The following is a 23,829-nucleotide window of genomic DNA, read 5'->3' as shown; positions in this document are numbered from 1 at the left end:
TGAACCATTTTATAGAAGATATATGGGTAATTGCTGATTTACGTTCATATTTGAAAATATAATGTAAAATATACAGGCCTTTAAATTACCAAGTTGTTTTGCCTATTTAATTCATGCGTCAAGTATAAATATTGTTTCAAAAAAACGATATTATTCTGAGTCATTATTATATTTTTACAAAAAGCCATCTATTTGTTGACTTTGAAAAATAAGAAAATAACTTTTTAGAATTACATTAAATCTGTAGTTTTAAAAGCACAAATTGAGATAAAACAGAAATGTTCAAATTCTCTTAATTTATCATTATCAATGAGATGCCGTCTTTTAAAATCAAAGTAAGTGGTATAAAAAAAATGTAAACTAAAAAAATAATTTTGGAACGTACATACCATCTATCTTTGTAAAATCAAAAGCAACACAGATGAAAAATTTTATACAGCAACTTTTCGATGACGATTTTCTTCAAACAAAAAAACATAAAGGAACGGAAACATATTTTTTAACAACGCCTTGCAGATTTGTTTACGAAGAATCTATAGTTAAGAACTTAATTAATCATTATCTCGCAGAGGAAGAAATTGGTGGAATATTCTGGGCAGAGCCAAAAGTGATTGGGAATGAGAAGGTATATTTAATCCGTCATGTGAAGTACTTGAGAAATGCCATTGAGGATAAGGAACATAGAGATGAAGACGGAAGAATATTAACAAAGAAAAATGCCTACATTCCAGATGCGAAGGAATATTTTGAAGAATTAAAAAAAATATTCGCCTCCAACAATTTGCCGTTAAAATTTCACTCACATCCTACAAAGGGAAATGGTTCTATTGAGGATATTATGATGCAGTTATTGCATACCGAAACATCAATTCAAGACCAAAAGGAATCCCAAGACTCTTATTTGTTTGAAGGTAAAAATATATTAATGCCAAGAGCATTAATTGTGGGTAATGGTGATTTTAAAAATAATATTTTTATTGGTTTATATGACGGCTCTATTGCACCTGTTGAGTTTGAAGAAAGTAAGAGAGCCAAAATTCAGGAAAACATGAACCGTGTTTTTGAGTCTATATCATCATCAAAGTTTTCAGAAAACCAAAAATTTGTTTTAGTTGTTGCGGGTGTATTGACTGCAATCGCCGTTATAAAATACCCTAAAATTGCTTTTCCGGCGCTTTTAGTTTTAAGTGCTTCAGCTCCTTTTTTTCTTACAAATACAGAATCCAGCAATACAAATTACTTTAGTAAGCTTTCTTTTGGGGCGGCAAATATTTGCATCCCTAACCAAAATGATTAAGTTCAAATCCAGGCTATACCCATTTTCAAATAAATGAAATATATCACACTCGATACTTGTGTTTGGTTGGGCCTGATAAAAATAGATCTTCATAATGACAACAATGTCTTTGAGGAAATTTGTTATTGGATCGAAGGCAAACACTTAACGCACATTGTCCCCGAAAATATAATTCGTGAGTGGGATAGAAATAAAGTAAAAAAAACAGTCGAAATCATAAAGCACATAAAATCATTAAACCAAAATGTAATTAGTTCTTTTAGAGGAATCTCCGATATTGTTTCTGCATATCAACCAGATGTTGTTGAGGAAATTATTACAAAAAGAATAGAAAGGGTAGATGCTATATTTAAAACTCATTCCGAAATAGCATATGAAAATCATGATATTTATAATGATGCAATCAAAAGAAATTTCGACTGCTTGGCTCCGAATCACACGGAAGATAGTTTTCGAGATACTGTAAATATTATTACTCTCAGCCATTACCTAAAAGCAAAGGGATATACGGAGTGCTATTTTTCAACTATAAATTATTCAGACTTTAGTGCGGAAAAGCAACGTAAGCATGAGCTTCACCCACAATTGGAAGGTGTTTTTAAAGGTGTAAATCTTCAATATGTTTTTTGTGATGAAGAGCCTTTTGCAGGTAAGCTTATGTTTCTATTAAGACCCTCTCTAGATAACTTTCAAGATTTTCTGAAAGAAAGAAAAAGATTGAAAGAAGTCGAATTATTAGAGGAAATGAAGACCCCTGTTTTTGAAAATATTGAGAGTCCTGATACGGATTTTCTTGAGAATATAAAGCACATTGATATTATTATTTCCAAACAAGCTCCGACACTATTTGAACGCAACATTCTTAAAATGCTTATTCAAAAGCATCAAAGCTATAATCAGTATTTTTTACAAAACGTAGGAAATAATGGGATGGTTTAATTTTCTTAAAGAGGAGGGTTATTTTAACCCTGAAAAAAACCCAGATTCGATTGATACCGGGCAAGGAATTCAAACGCCCTATTGGGAATCAATTACTTATTTAGAAAAACTTTCAATCAAAATAAAGAATGGTGAGAGATTAGAATTGATTGATGAAGTAATTTCCATCATAAAGAATGTTTCAGAGCACCCTAAAGATAATTATAGAACTTGGTATTTGTTCATAAAAATTTTAATTAATCTTCCCAATGAGACTGTTAAAATAGATGTGCTGAAATATCTTCCTGTTTGGTTTTCAGGAAAGTTTGAATCGGTTTTGCAAAGTTCAGAATTGTGTACTAGGTTACTTCCCAAGTTTTTAAATGATAACCCAAGTAAGGACGATGCACTAAAAGCTGAGTTCATCTTACATTTCTTATTTCAGTTAGAAAGGCCGAAAGTCTATAATAAAGGACTAGTTGAAAAAAAAGAACATCGATACAAATCAAAGGTGAAGCTTTATTATTTTAATGATGTCTTTACTAGGCAAAATTTAATACCAAAGCTGGTGAAGAGTTGCTCTAATGATCTAATTTTAAATTTAGCAGATTCAATAAAAAAACTATTATTTGACTACCCAGAGGGTATTTCGGCAAAGGTAAATGACGAAAAAGGTATTTATGATGTAAAGGTTTTTATTGAGGATAAAAATCTTTTGATTTTATCCAACTCAAAGGGGGCCGAAAGTTCATTTTCAAAGTCAGAAATTTCTAATTTCGAAGAATTAGATGAAAGGGAATTAAAACTACGATTTGTTGATGCCCTGAAGGATCAAGGCATTAATTACACACCAACCGAGGGTATTTTTGATGCATTTTCGAGAGTAATTTTTTCTCTGAATAATGATCGAATTTTTTCATTTGGGCAAGTAACCGCTATAAGTAAGCTTGGAAAAAGACATTATAATGATGAGGAAACCCTCAGTGTTTTTGTTCTTCTTTTTCGTGATATATTAAATGAAAAGGTTAGGCAAGACCCTGATAATGTCTCAGCCTTTTTGCGTGTGCTTTGCAAGAGTACTAGTTATCGAATGCCGCTATTCACGAGAATCGTTTTGTATATTATTGGACAAAACTGGCATGAAACAAAATCATTGTTTTGGGAAATAATTGGAGACTCTGATTCTGCGCACATTTTCTCAAAATACAGATTTAGAAAAGAGTTATTTGAATTGCTTGATAAAAATCAGCTTGCCTTCACTTCCAATGAAAAGGAGATATTGGAAAAAATTATAGGACAAGGAGAGCAAGAAGAGGTTCAGGAGAATGATGAAAAGCATTTAGAATATTGGCAGCTAGGATGGTATTCTGCGCTAAAAAATGTGGAACCATTTAGGGAAAAATATGAACTATTATCTCAGCTTCTAAAAGTGACAAAAGAGCATTTTGATGTTTCAGATGAGATAAAGGTTCGAAGTGGCTCTATATCCCCTTTAACATTAGATAACTTACTTAAAAAGACTAATCAGGAAGTCTTCGATTTCCTAACTTCATTTAAACCAAAGGATCGATGGGAAGAACCCAATATTGATGGGTTGGCGGATACATTAGAAAGAGCAATATCTATCGAACCACAAAAATTCGCTGAAGAAATACAGATTTTTCAGGATGTATATTATATCTATTCTTATCACATTTTAAAAGCCTTTGGCAATGCTTGGAAGAACGGATTGAGCTTTAATTGGGAAAGCATTCTTAATTATTGTCTATCCTATATTAAAAGTGATAATTTTTACTCTGAAAACCTCTTACTACCAAATGATGGTTGGAATGTATCTTCAGAATGGGTAGTTGGTTCTATTGCAAATTTACTGACCGAGGGAATGCAAAATGACAAGAATGCATTTGACCTGAAATTATTGCCAGTTGCAAAGAAAATCCTTCAAATACTCGCTGAAAACTTGAAATCAAAGGATAATAGCCAAGAAGAGCTGGATTATCCAACCTATTCTCTCAATTCAACAAGCGGAAAAGTACTAAGGGCCTTACTTGATTATTCCCTTCGAAGAGCAAGAAACCTTTTCAAGCAAAATGATGCCAACAAATGGGAAGGAGAAATAAAACATTTATTTGAAGTGACGTTAAAAAGAGGAATTATAGATGGGCATATTTTAGAGGGAATGTATTTTAATTTGTTCTACTACTTGGACAAGGATTGGATCACTGACCAGGTTATTCAGCACAGTGGCTTTGAGGAGGAGCATTGGCTCCCTTTTTTTAACGGCTATTTATTCGAAATCGCCCCATTTAATAAAGAGATATATGATTTGTTTTACCCTCATTATAACAGGGCAATTGGAAACACATCCTGGATTAATGAGTACTACAATCAGGGTATAATAAGGCATTTAGTATCCTTTTATCTATGGGGATATGAAGACTTATCGGATACAAGTCTAACTGTAAAGTTTTTGAATAATGCTACTACAAAACAAGTTTCAGATTATGTGAGCTTTTATGGACAACTAGATAATTACCCCAAGAGCTTAGATGAATTATCAAGGAAAAATTTCGACCAAATATTATTTGCGCTATGGAAGTATATTTTAAACAAATACACAAATACAACTAAAGAAGAAGAGCAAAGAATTATAGCCGAATTGATCCACTTTGTAGAACTTGTGCCGGAGCTAAATAAAACTTATACGGAACTGCTATTGGAGTCGTGTAAGTTCATTCACTATAATTTTGCAAGTCATGAATTGGTAAAGGGTCTTATTTTCTTGAAAGACAAGGGAAACCCACTAGAAGCAGCAATGTCAATTGGGGCAATTCTCCCGAAAATTAAATTTGAAGATTATATTATTGGAGTTGACCAAGATCAAATTAAGGAACTGGTTGAGTTTCTTTTTAAATTCAACCAAAAAGAAATCGCGATTGCTTTCTGCAATAACATGGCTATTAAACAGCAACTCTTTTTACGAGATGTTTATAAGCAATATACGGCTTAAAGAATTAGCGCAACGAGTTTATTTTATTTCAACACACTAATGTAACGAGAGTATTATTTATTTAAGATTGGGTTTTTCAGTATTCTACCTTGCACTTCTAAGGGATTTTTTGAAAAAGAGTAGAGCCTTCTCCAAGTAATAAAGAAATTCGGGTTGATACTCAACTAAGGCATTTTTTCGGGTATAGAAAGTAATGGGATTAAATTGTTCTTCTGGATATCTCGCACGAACAGCATGGGCTTGAGTTGTTAATGCGCAAAAATAAAAGGTGCAAACCATGAATTGAAATTTTATAAGAAACTTAACGGATTGAACTGCCTGATCATACACCTTCGAATGATCTTCTGTTTGCAATAATTTGATTAAGCTTTCCGTTTCCTCATCAGGGACAAAAGCAAACTTTCTAAATTCAATGAAGCTGTGAAGCTCTCCAATGACACGTTGCTTTTGCTGTTCACTCCTTCTCAGCTTAAAGTAATAGAGTTCCTCTAAACCGTCTAGCAAGTACTCAAGGTCATATTTTGAAAGATTAAGCAAGTTTTTTTCGTTAACTTGATCATGAAACTCTTTTCCCTTTTTTATATACTCGTGATATTCATCAATACTTTTATCCTTTAAAAATGGATGATTTTTAATATCCGGCCTAAGGTTCATAATATCCACCTTTTCCCGAACTAAAGATTCTTCCTTTATTGTAGCCATGCGAAAAATCTTTAATTGATTATGCTGAATTTTATCCTTTAATTCTTTTTCGGAAATAAGTTCGATAAAGAGCGCATAAGCCTTGTTGGCCTTTTCAGAAGCTTGCTGAAAGAAGAAAAAGGATTGAGGGTAAAGCCTTTTTTGATAAAGAAGATAGGATGCTTTGACATCCTTAAGAGCCATGTCAATCAAGCCTTTGTAGTAGTCCTCCATTATTGAAAACTGTCAAGGTACTTTTTCGCTATCCACGCTCGAACAACAGTGTCAGCTTCTACTTTTGTTTTTTTATTCAATTTGCAAATAATAGCCTCAATAAAGCACCAATTGCTTTTCTGACTCAGAATTAAAACCGTTGTGTTGCGCTCTATTCTGCCCAGGCATTTTGATTTTAATGTATTTCTAAGATAAAGGTTGGCATTGCAGATTACAAAATCATTTTCAAGTTTTGTTGGGCTGTTTATGAAGTAGAAATTATTTGTTTTGTTGATTTGTTGTGAAGTTTTAATATTAGCATCATCTCCAATAAGACTGTTGAATAGAGCACTCCCATTCGCAGACAAATAAATATCCATCAAGACGGTAAAAAGAAAAGACAGAACTCCAATTAATATATATACTTTCTGCCGCGACAATTGTGTATTCTTGAATAAATTTCGATGAATGAAAATTGTAATCTTTTCTTGGATTGATACAAGTTCCTTAGTGCTAGGCTTTTTTCTTTTTTTGCCATTTCTGGCTATGTTTTTTCCAATCGATTTATAAAGCTTATCAAGTTTATCCTTGAGTTCTCCATTTTCAGCTAATAGTGAAGAAACTTCATCCAAGCTACTCTCAACATCTTTGGGTTCGAAACCTTTTGAGTTTTCAATATCTTCAATGCCTGAAAGTGCAGCAGAGCTATAAACATCAAACCATCTAACCTTACTTCTTTCAATTGCCTTATCGAGTACGTTCATTTTGTCTACCCATGAAGGAGTTTGCCACAAATTGGCTGCATAAAATCCTTTACCCAGTTGCTCCGTGATTCGCATTTGTTTTTGGTAAAGACTAGAATTACCCAACATCCGTTCTTGCACTCCCATTGCTAATTCAGCCAATGAGACATGCCCTGAATCGATTGAATCTCTGTAAACAGAGGGAATTGCAAGCTTTTGAAACGCTCCCATCAAGCCCTTAGTGCCAATTTCTGAAGCTTTCAATACTTTACTGTTTTGAAAAACATCCATGAGTGTTCCAAACCTTGTGTTTAATTTTTCTTCTATAGTCATCAACCTATCCATACGCCCAGCATATTTACTAATATTATCCATACTTGAAGGAATGCCAATTTTTGAAGCAAATGCCAAGCTACTATCCATTGAATTTAGCTTTGTAGCCCACTCAAGCCCCTTTATTGTTTTATCTGCCATATCCATTTCAATATAAAGATGTAATTCTCTTTAAATCAGAGTCATCTTGTCAGTTTGATAGTACCAATTAATATCCTAATGACAAAATTACTTTTTTTAAAGACTGGTTAGAAAATTGAATCAAGCAAAGATAAAATATAACAGTATGAGATTAACTAATACTCAATTACAAAACTTTATCGGCAGAATAAAACTCAAGCAAGAGGACATGCCGAAATACCGAGACCAGATTAACAACCTAAGGAGTAAGTTAGAAACCAAAATAAAAGAAGACAAGCGAACAGGAATGAAAGTAACCAAATTCATTCTTGCGGGTTCATGGAAGAAAGGAACCATCCTAAAACCGACAGGAGAACACCCTATTGATGTTGACTTGGTTCTTTATGTTGAAGGTGACGAAAGTTTGAAAGACGATTTGAAAAAGCTTCACGACTTTGTTGTACAATATCTTGAAGAAATCTACCCGACTAAGGACATCAAAAGAGATGTGGATGCCGAGGGCAATACTAAATCAATCAAAATAAAATTTACCGGAACGGGACTTGAATTGGATATTGTTCCAGTAGTACCAATGACAACACCAAAGGAATATGTTTGGCAACCCCAGCGAGGTGGTGGCGGTAAACGATATGTTACCAGTGTAACCAAACAGTTGGAATTCTCCCAAGAGAGAAAAGTAAAGAACGCTTCTTACACTTCCATAGTAAGAGCAATAAAATGGTGGAAAAATTACAAGGAGCTAAAACCAATTGATGATGAGTCAGGGCTTTCGTCCTTTGTAATTGAGTTGATAGTTTCCCATCTTGAAATTGAAGAGAAAGTTGAAAGCGAAATTGAAGCAGGCATTATCAGATTTTTTCGCTTCGTTAGCGACCCAAACTTTCCAGTACTCAAATTCAAAAATGCAATTAATTCAGTTCCTGCAAGCTTTGACACACCAATTTATGCAGCAGACCCAACGAACAACGAAAACAATGCTGCAAAAAAATTGGACAAAACAGTTTGGAAAGAAGTAATCAGTGAGGCCAAAGACGCTTTTGATTCGCTTTTTATAGCTCAAGCAAAACCGGGCGAAGGAGAAACCATTGAAGAATGGAAACATGTTTTTGGGCCAACTTTTAATATATCAAACGAACAATAATAAATATGTCAACCACAATTACTAGCACAACAACTTATACGATTGTAGATATTAGAAAAACCTTTGAAGGTTTCAGTGCAGATTTTAGAATGATTGCAACACGGACAGGCAAAAAAAGTATCGGGGAGGTTGAAAACTATCTGAATGATATCATGGCTTGGGCTGAAAACAAATATTTGAAATATGTTGACATCACTTTGATTGATGCGAATAGCAAGCCGCTTAAAGCCGCAAGATATTCTGTTGATGAAAACGGAAAAGCTATTCAAAGCGAGAGAGCAGGTAATAATGACTGGCAGAACATCGCTAATACTAAACTCATGATAATTGCTTCTATGAAGGATAGCTGGCTTAAAATGCCTGAGGAAGGAAGAGCGAAATTTAAGCTTGAAAATAACTTCAAAATAAGCTGGGGTCGATCACAAATAGACAATTCTTACAGTCATCTTTCGAAAGAAGCTGCCCAATTATACGCAAGTAAAGGATACGAGTTAAAAAAAGAAAACTTCAAATAATGGCATCTATCTTTGACAATACGCTTGAACTTCCTAATGCAGGAATTAAAGAGCGAACAGCAAACCTTATTGGCTTTGAAGCAAAGTTTCAAAGGATTTACGGCAACTTAAAACTATTGCTTGACCAAGAGGGATTGAAAGAGTGGAGCAAAAAGCATCACAAAATGGAGTTACCGGTTATCAGTCAACTTACAGAAAGGTATCCTCTCATTATTCTTGCAGGTGATGCAGGGACTGGCAAAACCGTTTCAGCAGAAGCTATTGCAGACAGAATGGTAAGAGAATTGAAAAAGGAAGGTTTTTTTCTTAAACTTAGCACAAGGGTTAGAGGCGAGGGCTTGCACGGACAAATGGGAAACTTAGTCAATGATGCCTTTGCTGAAGTAAAAAAACAAGCAGGCAAAAACCGCTTAGCTTTTTTACTCATTGACGAAGCTGATGCAATTGCAACAACCCGGTCGACAATGCAAATGCACCAAGAAGAAAAAGCTGCTGTAAATACTCTCATTCAAAAGATTGATGAAATAAGAGAGTTAAAAGGTAGAGCGATTATTTTCATGTCCACCAACCGACTTCACTTTATTGACGAAGCTATTATAAGACGAGCAGCCGTAATATTAGAATTTGAAAGACCAACCGAACAAGAACGGAAAGACCTTTTTCAATTGAGTCTTGAAGGAATTGATTTTTCGAAAAAAGAATTGCAAGAACTTGCGGACTTGACAGGTCCAGAGCGGAACAATGAAGTAGGGCATTCTTTTTCAGATGTTCGTTTAAAGATTTTGCCTGAAGCAATCGCTGTATGTTTCCCTGATAGTCCGCTGAATTTTGAAGTTCTTTGTGAGACAATTAAAAATATAAAGCCAAGTCCACAAATTAAATGACAACAAGACTTTCAAATTTAATAGTCGTTATAATTTTCGGTGGGTTCATTCTATACAGGACATTTTTCCCAGCCAATCCGAACGATTCTATTTCCAGCACAATTTTTAATTTATCAATTGAATTAGTTGGAAGTATCCTGTTGTATGGCCTTCTCCAACTCCTTCAAAACATCAAACGCCTTTGGTTCTACATTCAAACTCAATTTCTTTTGAGAGATACAGAAGTTCGATTATCAATTGCTTATCTTTTTACAATCAAAATTGATAACCAGTATTTACTTGTAAAGAATAGAACACGAAATTATTTTCAACCAGTTGGCGGGGCTTACAAAACACTCCCAAATTCAGAAAGAATATTTAAGAAATTAAAAGTTAAGCCAGACCGCCTAATCGAAACAGAGCATGGGATTGCTAAAGGTGATTTAAGAGTTAATGTAAAAGGATTAAATGTGATTGAGTTTTTAGATTGGTTCAACTCAAAGGAGGACAGAGAAACTTCACCTTGGAGAGAATTTTGTGAAGAACTAATTTCAACAAACATTTTACCTTGGCGTCAATTTAGGTTCATTGATTACAAATTTCAAGGATCAGTTCAATCACCAATAATTACACTGGATAGTGGCGGAAAGGGAATGTTTTTATTTGAAATCTATGACCTTGTAATTAATGATGAGCAAAGACCAGTTTTAGAAGAATTACTTAGAAACGGCAATACGGAAAAATATATTTGGGTGGACGACTATCTTATTCAAAGATTAGGACATGACGAGAGATTAAAAAAACAAGTTCACGAAATAGCACCACATACAAAGTGTGCACAGAATTTAAGTTGGAGTGAAAAGTAAATTGACTGGAAGAAACCGTATTAGATTAGAAAGCCATTGATCTAGTATTTCGATGCCATTTGCATACCATTTCGATACCATTTGAATGCTATTTCGATACTATTTTGATACCACTTGGATGCTATAACTAGCTTTTTCATAGTATTTAGATACCATTTCGATACCATTTAAATAGTTTTCTAAGCCTCTACCTTCATAGTAAACTAACAATATTAGGCTACCTACTTTCCTAAATCCCTTAATTTTAATCAATATCGCTTATTTCCAAAGTAGTTCCGAAGGTTTCCTATATGTATTCTAATGATGAATTTTAATTTATAGAGTATTCCACCGATTTCTTGAGAAATTATTTGGGTTAACATGTGAATTACCTGCCATTGTTAATTTACAAACTAAATATTTCATAGATTATCTAGAATATTACTCATTATCACAAGGCTATAACCTCATAAAAACTCATATTTACAAGAAATAACTCAAAATAACTTATTATTTCAAGAAAATAACTCATAATAACTCAAAATAACTTATTATTTCAAGGAAATAACTGATAATAACTGATTTTATCAGATTATTTCTTCTTTATAACAAATTTATTCCGCGATTTTAAGCTCAAAAGCTGATAAATTCCGAATTTCAAAATGGTTTTTCCATGAAATATTTAAAGAACTTGGAAAAAATACTTTCTACCTCAATTATTCGTATTTTTATTTCAGGTGTTTAAGCAAAAATTTCAAAAACTAAAACAGATTATAAAATTGCAGTTGCAAAAATGAATGTCATAAAATTTGAAAACCATTTTGATGAATCTGACAAAATTTAGGCATCAATTTTTTCAACAAAAATTCACTTTTTTCGACCTTTTTCAAAACTGCGAAAATTGAACTTTTTCTCCTCTCCTTTTTCCAAATCTGACAACTTTTTGGGATTCAAAAAACAACCAAAATTGCCAAAATATCCACAAGAACTATACTCCTATTGACTTGTAGAGGTTTTGAAAATAATTGAAAAATCCGTAAAAATACGGATGGGAAATTCAAATTAAATATATTACATTACACTCACAATATATATCATACAAAAATCAAATTAATTTATTTTCCAAAAACTGAATTGATTTTCATTTTTTTACAAAGTAAAAGTAGGGCACATTATTGAGTTTATTTAGAAGTACCAAATATTCAATATTTAATACTTCGCACATTTAAAGGTCTCATTTCAGTTATATACTTTGGTCTATTGCGCTTTTTTTATTTAAAGAAAACCCTCAAACAGAATTAACTTCAAATTTTTAATTATTAATCGTATACCAAATTAAACATTGCAAATTGCTAATTAAACAATTATGTTATGATTAAAAAACGGCTTCTTTTTTACACCAATTTATACCTAATTTTATACAACTTATCTGGTTTTTCACAAACTCCAATATTTAATTGGGGTCAACCAATTGGAGGCAGCCATGATGAAATTGCAAATGATATAGTTATTCCAGATTCATCAGAATATTATTGTGTTTCAAACTGCCCTTTATTTGTAATTGGAAAATCTGCCTCTGATGATGGAAATATATGCGGATTACCAGTACTTGGTAATCAGGCACTGGCATTAAATTTTAATACTAATGGTTTTTATAGTTCTTGCTGGCAATATGGTGGTAGCGGTTTTGACGAGTTTAAAAAAGGCAAGTATCTAAAAGTTGGTAATGGTTATAATAAACTATATCTTGGTCAGACAACCTCCAATGATGGGGATGTAAGTGGCAATCATGGTGGAGCAGACGCATGGTTGGTAAGAATTAAATTTAATTCAATTATTAACCAAAAATGTATCGGAGGCAAAGGAGTTGAAGGAGGGCTTGATTTTATTGAGATGCCTGACAGAGGATTTATTATTTGCGGGGCATCATCTTCAGATACTATTGACGGAATTCCAACAAATAACCATGGCGGCTTTGATGGATGGATCACACGTACCGACTCCTTGGGTAATATTATTTGGAGCAAGCAATATGGTGGCAGTTCAGGAGAATATGTGAATTCTATTGTACGTACAAGTGATGGTAATTTCGTATGTGCTGGGTATACTTCGTCAACTGATTCTGCTTTCTCTGTCAACCATGGAACTGATGATTACTGGATTTTTAAAATTGACACCCTTGGAACATTAATTTGGCAAAAAATCTATGGGGGAACTGGAAGCGATTTTGCATATAAAGTTTTGGAGTTAAATAGTAATGCAATCTATGTTTCTGGATATACACGCTCATTTGACGGTGATGTTGTTGGAAATCATAGCACGCCGGGAAACGAAGATGTTTGGGTTCTGAAACTCGATTCATTAGGTAATTTTATTTGGAAGAAATGTTACGGAGGATCTGGTTTTGAGTATAGCTATACTATGACTCAAACGATTGATAATAATATTGTTATTACTTCATCAGGTGCTAGTCTCGATGGAGATTTAGCTGGATTAATTGGTTATAGAGGAATTTGGATCTTTAAAATTGATTCTTCTGGAACTATTCTTTGGTCAAGGCAATCCGGTAATAATGGTTCAATGCTTTTGCCTAATTCTGTTGTTTCTTATGATTCAAAAACTTTTTTCTTTACGGGGCATCCCTTGTCAAGTGGAGGGGATATTACATCTTTTTATGGTGGATTTAATGATATTTGGATGGCATCCATTACTGATACATCACATGCATTGGGTTACCCCAAAAATTATGAATCTACCTTAGTTTATGCCTACCCAAACCCTGTTTCTGATAAATTAAATTTGCAACTAAGTTCTTCTGAATCCTTCTGGTTTAAATTATTCGACTCCAGAAGTAAATTATTATTAGAATCTAAAACACAAAATGAAAGTGAGTTTGCTATTGACCTCTCAGATTATCCATCTGGAATTTATTTCCTTAAAATTCTAACAACAAATCAATCAATAATTAAAAAAATAATTAAAACGACCCAACCATGAAAACTAAAAATCTGCCCATCTTGAAAATGAAACCCCAGTTCAATCTCAAGATTTTTATTTTATTGTTCTTGCTAGCATCAAAAATCACTAACGCGCAATTAACAGTTTCATCAGCTGATCCTGGAAGAGGATTGTACGTTAATAACTTTTTCAACTGGATTAATAGTTCTTTGGGTGTGGACAGAAATAACTCTATTTTAGGAGTTGTAGCAAACGAAGATGCATTACTTAATTATTGTAAGCAAAACCATATTACGCATATCGTCCTTTATGATGTTGACGATGTAATAGGCAACATGAATGGCATAATTAATCCTGCTACATCAGCTACAGAAACAGTTAGTACTAGGTATTGCAACTTTCTTGCTAGGGCCCGTTCAACTTACGGGATTTCCCGAATTGGGGTAGCTGGTTCAAGTGCAACGTTTTTTTCAAATGTTGCTTCCCGCCCATCAACGCCTCCTATTATTATAAGTGATCCTGCCGAAAGAACTTCTTTTTCATCGATAGTACCACTATTAGAGAACACATATGTGCCAACGGATCCTGATTTCGGGTTATCTGAATATCTGAAATTTTTTGTACGTGCAACAAATACCTTAGAAAATGTAAGTTCACAAACTTCTTCAATAACTTGTCCTGCCGATCAAATTGATGCTTATGTAATTGAATTAGAATTTTGGAATAACAATGTTCAAGATGGCAGCTGCGCTATCTTAGAAAGTAAGGATTTTTTATATTCGAAACTCCAAAACTTACTTACTGCTATAAATGCTATAAGAGAAACATACAATGACTCCCATGCACGTCAATTATATGTAGAGGTTTACCTTGGGAACTTGGACGCACATAATGATGTTAATGGCTACACTTATAATTCAACTACGCATCAATGCGAACCCAATAATGCTGATAACGTAAATGATTTTGCTCAAAGTATTGTTAATTACCTTACTAATCAAGATCCAATCAGCACAACTGTACAAGTATCGAATAGAAACTTCGCTGCTTATTACAACCCCAATCCAGAAAAATCATATAAACAATATAGGCCGCATGACTATTATGATGAGAGGCTTTTGTTATTTAACAATCAAAACGACCCATTAACTAAACCAAGTGAATACCATCCACTTTTCAGTGCGGGTTCAAAAGCTCTTAATCCGAATAGTGGAGGAAATTATTTTGGGTATTGGTTTAAAAATCTGACTTTCCCTGGTGATGGCGTTTATATCCCAGATTTAACTTACCCCAATATCCCATTAGTTGAAAGAAATATTTTTAGAGCAGAAAAGTGTTTCTATGATGGCTTTTTATTGGATAATTTTAGCAATCCCAAAATAATTATCCGGCCAGGTGGCTTTCAATGGTTTGCCTCTGAGTATATGGTTGGTATTTTAGATAACGCAAGAATTTTTAACAGTAATAGCCCAGTTTGTAGTACCGGAGCATTAACTCCAGTTGCTTTTACTTATCAGGGCCCTTTAGAATCAGGGATCTCATGGCAATTCAAGGTTGTTAATAATTCAACTGGACTCCCGGTTTTTACGATGGACAATTCCTCTTCAGCTACTGGAACAGGAACATATACCAATAATTTATTTGTGGATCTCAATGGCGGAGGTTGCAACTTAGCAGTCGGAAATTACACAGCTGAACTCTCTTTGGATTATGAATTCAATGGTACATTTTCCGCAGACTATATTTATCAATCACCTGTCAATGTAGTTTCAACGCAAACGGTAGAAATGATAAGCCCCAGCGGTCAAGGAACTTCTGTTTGTGAAGGGGGCGCGGTCATTTTAAAGGCAAATTCAAACACTTCAGGAACATATCAATGGTATAATAGTTCGGGTTTTCTGAGTGGTGAAACAAGCCAATATTTAAGTATTACCACCCCTGGAGTGAATACATATTATTGTCAAATTGGAGGAACAGGCTGTGCAGGACAGTCCAATAATTTGACAGTAACTGTAAAAGCTAAACCAGTAGTTACTATTACATCTGCACCTTCAACTTTGGCCAATCATAAATGTGAAGCTATTTTAACTGCAGGGGTTACACCAGCATCTGGTACAGAAACTTATAAATGGTTTGAAGGAACTGCAAGTAATTCAATATCAGTTTTGAATGATGCGGAATATTCTGTAATTGTAACCGATAACGGTTGCTCTACAAAATCAACTTTTACTTATTTGAAATTTCAAACAAGTAGTGCATCCACTATTGGATGCCTCACTCCTCCCCAAAGTTCAGCTACAGTTATTGCAACAAATGGAACATTTGTAGGTGCTCCATATACATACTCATGGAATACCACTCCACCTCAAACAAATGCGACAGCAACCAACTTACCTCCGGGAACCTACACATGTCGAATTACGAATTCAAATGGTTGCTTTAAAGATAAAAATGTTGTTGTTACTGCATTAACACCTCCATCAATAGGCTCAACTATTTCTCCCGCATCGACAGTATGTTCAGGGCAAAGTATTACATTAAACGGTACTGGAGGAGATACCTATTCTTGGAGTAATGGTGTTATAGATGGTGTATCGTTTCCAATTTTTACAACTCAAAATTATTCTGTAACAGGAACTGATGCTGATGGGTGTGAAAATATCTCAAGCCTTACGATAACAGTTAATTCAATTCCCTTTGTTTCAATTGCAGGGCTTTCTAATGTGTATTGTAAAAATTCAGCTATTGTTACCTTAACAGGTAATCCAGCAGGTGGAACTTTTACAATTGATGGGAATAATGCTACCTCCTTAGATCCAGCTTTTCTTACATCAGGAACTCATATAGTAGTTTATTCATACAATGACGGAACATGCAGTAATACTGCTACCAAGACTGTACAAATTAATGATATTCCTTTAGTTTCGATTACAGGACTTATTAATGAATATTGTAAAAATGCAACTCCTGTTACCCTAATAGGTTCTCCTTCCGGTGGATCTTTTACAATTGATGGAAATAGTTCCAACTCCCTAGACCCCTCTAATCTTACAACAGGAAACCATAATATAGTTTATTCATACAATGATGGAACATGCAGTAATACAGTTTCCCAAACTGTGCAAATTAATGATCTTCCAGTAGTTTCAATCACAGGGCTTTCTAATTCATATTGTAAAAATGCAAGTGTCTTTACCTTAGCAGGTTCTCCTTCTGGTGGAACTTTTACAATTGATGGAAACAATTCTAGCTCCCTAGACCCCTCTACCCTTACAACCGGAAACCATAATATTGTTTATTCATACAATGATGGAACATGCAGTAATACAGCTTCCAAAACTGTACAAATTAATGAGCTTCCAGTAGTTTCAATCACTGGGCTTTCTAATTCATATTGTAAAAATGCAAGTGTCTTTACCTTAGCAGGTTCTCCTTCTGGTGGAACTTTTACAATTGATGGGAACAGTGCTACCTTCTTTGACCCCTCTTCTCTTTCAACAGGAAACCATAATGTAGATTATTTATACAATGATGGGACATGTAGCAATTCAGCTACCAAGACTGTTCAAATTAATGCCCTTCCAATAGTTTCAATTGCAGGGCTTGCTAATGAATATTGTAAAAATGCAGCTGCGTTAACCTTAGGTGGCTCTCCTACAGGTGGGACTTTTAGTATTGATGGGAACAATGCTACCTCCATAGATCCCGCCTCACTTACAGTAGGAACTCATAATGTAGTTTATTTATATTATGATGGGACTTGTGACAATAGCGCTCAGCAAAATGTCCTAATTAATGATTTACCCACGGTTTCAATATCCCAAAGTGTTCCATCACCATTTTGTGAAAGCAGTAATCCTTTAGTTTTAAATGGGGGAGCTCCTGTTGGTGGGGCATATTCAGGAACAAGTGTGTCTTTAAATATCTCAAATTATGAATTAACGCCATTGATTGGAACATCATCATACCCGATAACATACACTTATACGGATCCTACTACAACCTGTTCAAATATTGCTACACAAACAATTAATTATAATATTTTAACTCCTCAAATCAATATAAACGCCTCAATAACAAACTCATTAGGTGAAATTCCATGTGAGGGGAGTCTTACAAATAGTATAGATATCTCTTGTCTTGATTGTCCAACAGTAGCTGGGTACAATTTTTTTATATATTCAAATTTAGGTACTACAGCAACTTTATTAGGAACTCTTCCAGCGGCTCAAAATGCTTCCTTTCAGCTACCAAGTATTGGATGTGGATCAATGGATGGAATTTATGCTGTACTATCAGACGCTCCATTTAATGACTGTTTTGAAGAGAGTACCTCTAATTCGATCCCGGTTGCAGTAATTGTTGGAAGTGGGCATTTTGAAAATGTTTTTTTAAGTACAGTAAATGCAACTTGCTCTAATTCAGGAAACGGAAGCATTTCTATAAGTAATATTCCTTCAGATTTTATTAATATTAATACTTATTCGCTGAGTGGTCCAAATACTTCTTTAAGCACAACGTTAATTACAAGTGGTAGTTTTACAATAGGAAATTTGTCTACCGGAAATTACACTTTAAATATACCTTATAAAAACAGTTCTGGAATAACAAATCAAATTGATGTTGATTTATCAATATATTCTCAAAATGTTAATCCTGTTCCTAATATTATTCGAACCCCTGACTCTCCATGCAATAATCTACTAAGCACAAGTTTGTATTCAAATCATGAATGGAGATTAAGTGGAAGCTCAACAAATTTATTTTCGTCTACGACTTCATCATCGTATTCTCCAACATCACCAGGAAATTATACAGTAATGGTGACAGACGGAAATGGTTGTAAAGGAACGTCGGTTTCTAAAAAAGTTATAGTTGGACTAGTTCCTTTAATCACAACAGGATCAGACATTACATGTGAGATAAATAACAATTTATATACAGCAACTGTTTCTAATTATAGTAGTAGCGAATTTACCAGTTCATGGACAGTTCCCACTGGTGTTACTAAGACACAATCTGGAAACACAATAACAATTACAAATTGGGGTACTGCTGCAACAACTGGAGGCACTATAAGCTGCACAGTAACAAATGCCTGCGGTCAAAACGCAACAACAAACTTTTCAGTAAAAGGCTGTTGCTCAAGCCCTACAACTGCTGACTTGAATAATAAAAACTATACAAGCTCACCTGTAAGTTCGATTACCGGTACAATCAATTTAAACGGAACTCTTAATATATCAAAAACAGGTAACACTCCAACAATTGTAGAATTTGATGGAGCCAATGTTTCCATAAGCAAAGGTTCAAAAATATTAGTAGCATCAGGTTGCACTCTTAAAATAAATAACTCTTCTTATCTCCATGCTTGCAGCAGTGATTTATGGGATGGAATAGTTTTGGAAGATGGTGCAAGAATTGAAATTAATGATTCAAGAATCGATGATGCCTATACTGCGGTATATTGCAATAAAACTTCATCCTATTCTATCATCTCCTCTATTTTTAATAATAACAATACTGCTGTTTTTATACATGGTACGGGTATAAACAGCTTGGTTGATGGTTATGTCAGAAATTCAGTATTTACTGCACGCTCGCTTACTGGGAGCCCCACTATTGACGATTTGAAAAGCACAAATAATTCAATCAATCTAAGCCACTATACGAAATCCACAAGGAAAGGCTATGTTGGAATTGATGTTGAGAATATTGGCAAAGGCACTACCCCACTTTATAATTTAAAAATTGGAGATGAAAGTTATTCCTATGCCAATGGAGGGAACGTGTTTGATAACCATGACTATGGCGTAAGAATAAAAAACAGTAATGTGGAAGTGGTGAACAACAAGTTTCAAGAAATGGAAGGATATGACAAACCACCTGTATCAAGAGGGATTGGTGTGTGGGCATCTCAAGATGGAAGTTTACCAAACCACTATAGTATTAAAGTTGGTGGATATGCGACAAATGAAAAAAACACCTTCACCGATTGTGGAATCGGAACATTAATTAATGCGTTTGAAAATGCTATTGTTGTCAAAAACTTAATTACTAAAACCGCTGGAGTGGGTTCCTATTCTGCCACAAACTATAATGGTCGTATGGGAATAAAATTCACCAACTCAGGTATAAGTAATTACGATTGCAGCACCAATACTATAAGTAATATTTACAAAGGTATTGAATGGGTGCAAAGTGAAGCAAAGCATGTGACTTGTAATTTTAGCCATAATAATATCAGCACTAGCGTAGGAACAGAAGATTGCTATTCAGCTATTTCACTATTGGGTCCACAGAACTATGATGTTACATCCTCTACCATTTATATTGAAAGCAATACAATTACCAATGTTTGGAATGGGATAAGGGCAGAAAATTTTGGTGCTACACAAGATTTCAGCATCAGAGGAAATACAGATATCCTAATTCGTAAAAATTCAGGCGGGACTGCAATACAGTCTGGAATTTTTGTCCAACGTTGTATGGACGTCAAAATAACGGATAATTCCAGTATACGCAGTAGCTCACATAATTTTCTTAATATGATTGGAATCTATCTTAGTAATTCAAATCGCGCTAAAATTGATTGCAATACCATTTCTTCTATCGGTACGTGTATAGCACTAAATGGTTATTCTAGTGGAAGAGCAGATGGTGTGGTGCATAAAAATGTTCTATCAGATTACAAAATTGGTTTAAACATTTACCCTAACGCTCAAGCCAATAGTGTTGGAAGTATTACAAATTCGGCAGATAATCAATGGAACAATTCTGGAGGACGTCTTGACATTCAGTGTCTGAGCACTCAATCACTGGATATTTACCTGAACTCAACTGCTAGCCCTTATAAACCAAATGCTGTTTATGGATATGCTGGTTATTCGTATTCAACTGCAAGTGCAAACAGCAATGCAACGTGCAATAGCACAGGAACATCCATTGGAGTGTCAAAAATATTAACATCTGAGGATATTGTTCTGCTTAGAATGCTAGCTGAAGGATTAATTGATTATACTGTATTAGCACCAGAAACAAAATGGCTTTATGCAGGCATCGCATACAATATGCTAATGAAAGATAGCACACTTAACCCAAGCGATACAATATTGGGCAATTTTCTTGATTCCTTGCAAAATACAAATATTGGTAAGTTCTATGCTATTGATGAAGCAATAGATGCTACTAATTGGTCGCAAGCAGAATCGGATAACCAAAGCATTAGCACTCAAAACCACATTGAAGTCAATTTAAAAAAATACAACAATTATTATCTTGCATACCGCATTGATAACACCCTTGCAACTGATAGTACATGGCTAGCTGATATGGTAAGCGACCTTGGGCCTATTGCCGCTGAGTGTTACAGTACAGGAGGGCCAGCTACACCATCATCAAGAATGCTCCTTTCCTATTTTACCAATCAGGTATTTATTGAAGGTGATGATTGCTATAAAACCCCACTGGATAGCATAATTGCAGATTCTGCAAATTCTGTTTGTGACCGCATTAAGCAGTATAGCGTTCCGGCAAGTGCCAGTGTAACATATACATGGACTGTACCAAGTGGGGCAAGCTTCACCCAAAGTTCCAACACTATTGATGTAAATTGGGGAAGTACAATTTCAACGGGTGGCACAATTACCTGCTCTGTGATGGATACTTTGGGTAATAGTTCTTATGCTTCTTATACTGAAGACAGCCTTACTACAGCGCCCAGTTGCCCAACAGTTACCGCCAATAATACAAGTTGTGTTACAGCTACAAGTTTAAGCTGGACAGCATCTGGTTGTGCAGCAGGTTATCAGGTTACTTTATGGACTGGAACCGGAACACCGAATTATGTTCTTTATATGCAGGACATAGGTTATACAAGTACTTTCGCATTACCTGTTTTAAGCCCAACAACAACTTATTACTACCAAATTGTACCCTATGATTATCACGATTCTGTGTATAGCGCTTGTAGCACCAACTCTTTTACATCAGGCGCTTCTCAGGCTGTATCCCCTACTCTAACTACAACAATTACATTAGGAGCAGAAAGTGTTACCACACCTGCATTACCTTGTGGAACATTAGTGGAAAATTATGACGGTTTGGGTACAAGCTCTTGGTATACAAGTACCACAGCACCTCGCACGGGAAGTAACCACATGCGTATTGATAAAAACCCTGACAACACTACAAATTTGGATGATTGGTTTTTTTCGCCACCAATTAATGTAACAGCCGGTAAGGCATATCGGGTTACTTGGTATGACAGAATAGCAAGCGGTACAACTATGGAATATTTTTCGGTTTATTTTGGAGTAAGTTCAGCTGATGCCAGCACTATGACTGGTGCTACACCCGGATTTAATGGTATGGCGAACAGCACTACCTATCATAAGGATTCAGCTACCGATTTTTTAGCAACAAGTACCGGACAAATTTACTTTGGCTTTAGAGCAACAAGCCCACATAATCAAGGCAGTCTTTATATTGATGATATCGAAGTTAAGGAAATGCAAGTAACAGCTCTTACATCGGGTTCTTGCAATACAACTCTAAGCTCAAGTAATACAATAAATGTAACAGCTGTTACAGGCGCTACAAATTATCAATACAAGTTTGTAGGGACTGGAGGGCAATCTGGCTATAATTATACACATGGAACCTTTAATTCAGCAACAAGTTTTGATATTATTAGTAAAGCACCCGGAGTTATATATGGCTATACCTATAATGTATCTGCTTCTTTCAAGAAAAACAATGTATGGAGTCCATTCGGTGTTTCTTGTCCGGTAACACTTTCAGCTTTTCCGCAAAATAAGTTAGCCGACAATCCATCAACTCCGGGATATTGTGCATACACAGTAACGGATCAACATGATTTAATAGGAGTAACAACCATTCCGGGCGCAAGCAAATACCAATACAAAATTATTGAAAATGACACTACTAATAGCTATGTCTATGACACCACATCAACCACTTTCAACGCAGTAGGTGAATTACGATTGGACATGACCACCATTAGCCCAAAAGTGAGGTACGATTATTATTACAATGTGCAAGTGCGTGGACTTGTTGGAAGTACAAACTCTACTTATGGAAGCAGACCGGGTGAATGGGGCACTTATGGACAAACTTGTGTTGTTCACGTTTCAGGAAAACCAACAACTTCCTTAACATCCACTTATTGCAATACTAATTTAACCACCTTAAACGATGTCTTTTCTATTACACCAATAAGTTCGGCTTCGATATACCGTTACCATATTACAGCAAGCGGATACGATAACACCATTGCAACTTCTAACTCAAATACTGATTTCCGATTGACTTTAATCCCAACTTCGGGTTCACCGGGCGGCGTTAAATATGGAACGGTATACACAATTGAAGCGGCTGCTTATGTTGGTGGTGAATGGCTCCCTTATGGATCAAGCTGCACTCTGACAACTCCAACCGCACCAACAACTAAATTACAAACTTCGGATTGTAATATTTCAATCAGTTCCGGTGCAACCAGTTTGCATTGGAATTCAATTTATGGAGCAAGCAATTATCAATACAAGGTTTCAGGAGATTACAGCAATGGATATCGTTCACATGAGGTCTATAGGAATAACGCTTTAACTGATTTTCATCTGTCACAAGCCAATCAATCAGGAAGTACCATACTTGCCAATAAAACCTATTATGTGCAGGTTAGATATTATGCAGGCCAATGGGAAGCTTATGGAGATTCTTGTAGCATCACAACAAACTCAAATTATTCTAGATACCTTGATTCCTTGCTTTTTGAGGAATCGAAACTTTCAATCTTATCTATGAATGTCTTTCCAAATCCCAATAGCTATTTAAATGAGTTTTCGGTGGAATTTGATGGCTTAAAAGAAAGCAATCAAAAAGTTGATTTATCAATTTTTAATGCATTGGGTAAAAGTGTCTATCATGCAAAAATTGTTACAAAGGAGGAAACTCAATTTGTAATAAAGCCAGATGTAAAGCTTCCTCCCGGACTATATGTAATTATGGGAGAAGTAAATGGCGAGCGGCTTCAGAGGAAGTTTGTTGTGGATTAAATTAATAGTAATTGATAATCAAAAAGCAAATTGAATTGAAGTAGCGCAAATTTCAAAAAGTAAAAATTGTTTAAGAATTTTTTTAAACGCAGTTT

At 34.9% G+C, this 23,829-nt stretch carries 11 protein-coding genes; 9 read left to right on the top strand and 2 right to left on the bottom strand.

Annotated features, from left to right (window positions below):
- Positions 1-421: 421 nt before the first annotated feature.
- Genes IPP32_08720 through IPP32_08710 form a run of 3 tightly spaced genes read left to right on the top strand, consistent with a single transcriptional unit; the run spans position 422 to position 5,225 of the window.
- Complete coding sequence (locus IPP32_08720; GenBank protein ID MBL0048158.1) at positions 422-1,297, top strand: hypothetical protein; 876 nt, start codon at positions 422-424, stop codon at positions 1,295-1,297.
- Positions 1,298-1,330: 33 nt separating this feature from the next.
- Positions 1,331-2,236 carry a DUF4935 domain-containing protein gene (locus IPP32_08715; protein ID MBL0048157.1) on the top strand — a complete coding sequence of 302 codons (906 nt, stop codon included), beginning with the start codon at positions 1,331-1,333 and terminating at the stop codon, positions 2,234-2,236.
- Positions 2,223-5,225: a hypothetical protein gene (locus IPP32_08710; GenBank protein MBL0048156.1), complete on the top strand. Its 3,003-nt coding sequence runs from the start codon at positions 2,223-2,225 to the stop codon at positions 5,223-5,225. Before IPP32_08715 ends, IPP32_08710 begins: the two co-directional genes overlap by 14 nt.
- Before the next feature lie 84 nt (positions 5,226-5,309).
- Here the strand turns inward: IPP32_08710 and IPP32_08705 are convergent, their stop codons facing one another.
- Together IPP32_08705 and IPP32_08700 are read right to left on the bottom strand one after the other, a co-directional pair.
- A complete protein-coding gene (locus IPP32_08705; GenBank protein MBL0048155.1) occupies positions 5,310-6,140 on the bottom strand; it encodes a hypothetical protein in 831 nt (276 codons plus the stop codon).
- Positions 6,140-7,336: a hypothetical protein gene (locus tag IPP32_08700; GenBank protein MBL0048154.1), complete on the bottom strand. Its 1,197-nt coding sequence runs from the start codon at positions 7,334-7,336 to the stop codon at positions 6,140-6,142. The genes IPP32_08705 and IPP32_08700 overlap by 1 nt, the downstream gene beginning before the upstream one ends.
- Before the next feature lie 145 nt (positions 7,337-7,481).
- On the opposite strand from IPP32_08700, the gene IPP32_08695 reads away from it, so the two are divergent.
- The 6 genes from IPP32_08695 to IPP32_08670 all read left to right on the top strand — a co-directional run bounded on the left by IPP32_08695 (position 7,482) and on the right by IPP32_08670 (position 23,734).
- A complete protein-coding gene (locus IPP32_08695) occupies positions 7,482-8,477 on the top strand; it encodes a nucleotidyltransferase (protein MBL0048153.1) in 996 nt (331 codons plus the stop codon).
- Positions 8,478-8,482: 5 nt separating this feature from the next.
- Positions 8,483-8,992: a hypothetical protein gene (locus tag IPP32_08690; GenBank protein ID MBL0048152.1), complete on the top strand. Its 510-nt coding sequence runs from the start codon at positions 8,483-8,485 to the stop codon at positions 8,990-8,992.
- Positions 8,992-9,876 (top strand): AAA family ATPase, encoded by an 885-nt coding sequence (locus IPP32_08685; GenBank protein MBL0048151.1) that lies wholly within the window; start codon positions 8,992-8,994, stop codon positions 9,874-9,876. Before IPP32_08690 ends, IPP32_08685 begins: the two co-directional genes overlap by 1 nt.
- On the top strand, positions 9,873-10,721 hold the full coding sequence (locus tag IPP32_08680) for a hypothetical protein (protein MBL0048150.1): 849 nt from the start codon (positions 9,873-9,875) through the stop codon (positions 10,719-10,721). The genes IPP32_08685 and IPP32_08680 overlap by 4 nt, the downstream gene beginning before the upstream one ends.
- A gap of 1,350 nt (positions 10,722-12,071) precedes the next feature.
- The gene (locus IPP32_08675; protein MBL0048149.1) at positions 12,072-13,697 is read left to right on the top strand and encodes a T9SS type A sorting domain-containing protein; all 1,626 of its coding nucleotides are present in this window, start codon (positions 12,072-12,074) and stop codon (positions 13,695-13,697) included.
- Entirely contained in the window at positions 13,694-23,734 is a 10,041-nt protein-coding gene (locus IPP32_08670; GenBank protein MBL0048148.1) for a T9SS type A sorting domain-containing protein, read from the top strand. The genes IPP32_08675 and IPP32_08670 overlap by 4 nt, the downstream gene beginning before the upstream one ends.
- The last annotated feature ends 95 nt before the right edge of the window (positions 23,735-23,829 follow it).

It is taken from the genome of Bacteroidota bacterium, from assembly GCA_016721765.1.
Classification (GTDB): Bacteria; Bacteroidota; Bacteroidia; order UBA4408; family UBA4408; genus UBA4408.
This window is presented reverse-complemented; position numbering and strand designations above follow the sequence as displayed.

Bases quoted from the DNA above. Each gene is read 5' to 3' on its own strand.
- IPP32_08670 (MBL0048148.1), top strand. From the start codon at position 13,694: ATGAAAACTAAAAATCTGCCCATCTTGAAAATGAAACCCCAGTTCAAT.
- IPP32_08715 (MBL0048157.1), top strand. From the start codon at position 1,331: ATGAAATATATCACACTCGATACTTGTGTTTGGTTGGGCCTGATAAAA.
- IPP32_08680 (MBL0048150.1), top strand. From the start codon at position 9,873: ATGACAACAAGACTTTCAAATTTAATAGTCGTTATAATTTTCGGTGGG.
- IPP32_08685 (MBL0048151.1), top strand. From the start codon at position 8,992: ATGGCATCTATCTTTGACAATACGCTTGAACTTCCTAATGCAGGAATT.
- IPP32_08700 (MBL0048154.1), bottom strand. From the start codon at position 7,336: ATGGCAGATAAAACAATAAAGGGGCTTGAGTGGGCTACAAAGCTAAAT.
- IPP32_08675 (MBL0048149.1), top strand. From the start codon at position 12,072: ATGATTAAAAAACGGCTTCTTTTTTACACCAATTTATACCTAATTTTA.
- IPP32_08690 (MBL0048152.1), top strand. From the start codon at position 8,483: ATGTCAACCACAATTACTAGCACAACAACTTATACGATTGTAGATATT.
- IPP32_08720 (MBL0048158.1), top strand. From the start codon at position 422: ATGAAAAATTTTATACAGCAACTTTTCGATGACGATTTTCTTCAAACA.
- IPP32_08710 (MBL0048156.1), top strand. From the start codon at position 2,223: ATGGGATGGTTTAATTTTCTTAAAGAGGAGGGTTATTTTAACCCTGAA.
- IPP32_08705 (MBL0048155.1), bottom strand. From the start codon at position 6,140: ATGGAGGACTACTACAAAGGCTTGATTGACATGGCTCTTAAGGATGTC.
- IPP32_08695 (MBL0048153.1), top strand. From the start codon at position 7,482: ATGAGATTAACTAATACTCAATTACAAAACTTTATCGGCAGAATAAAA.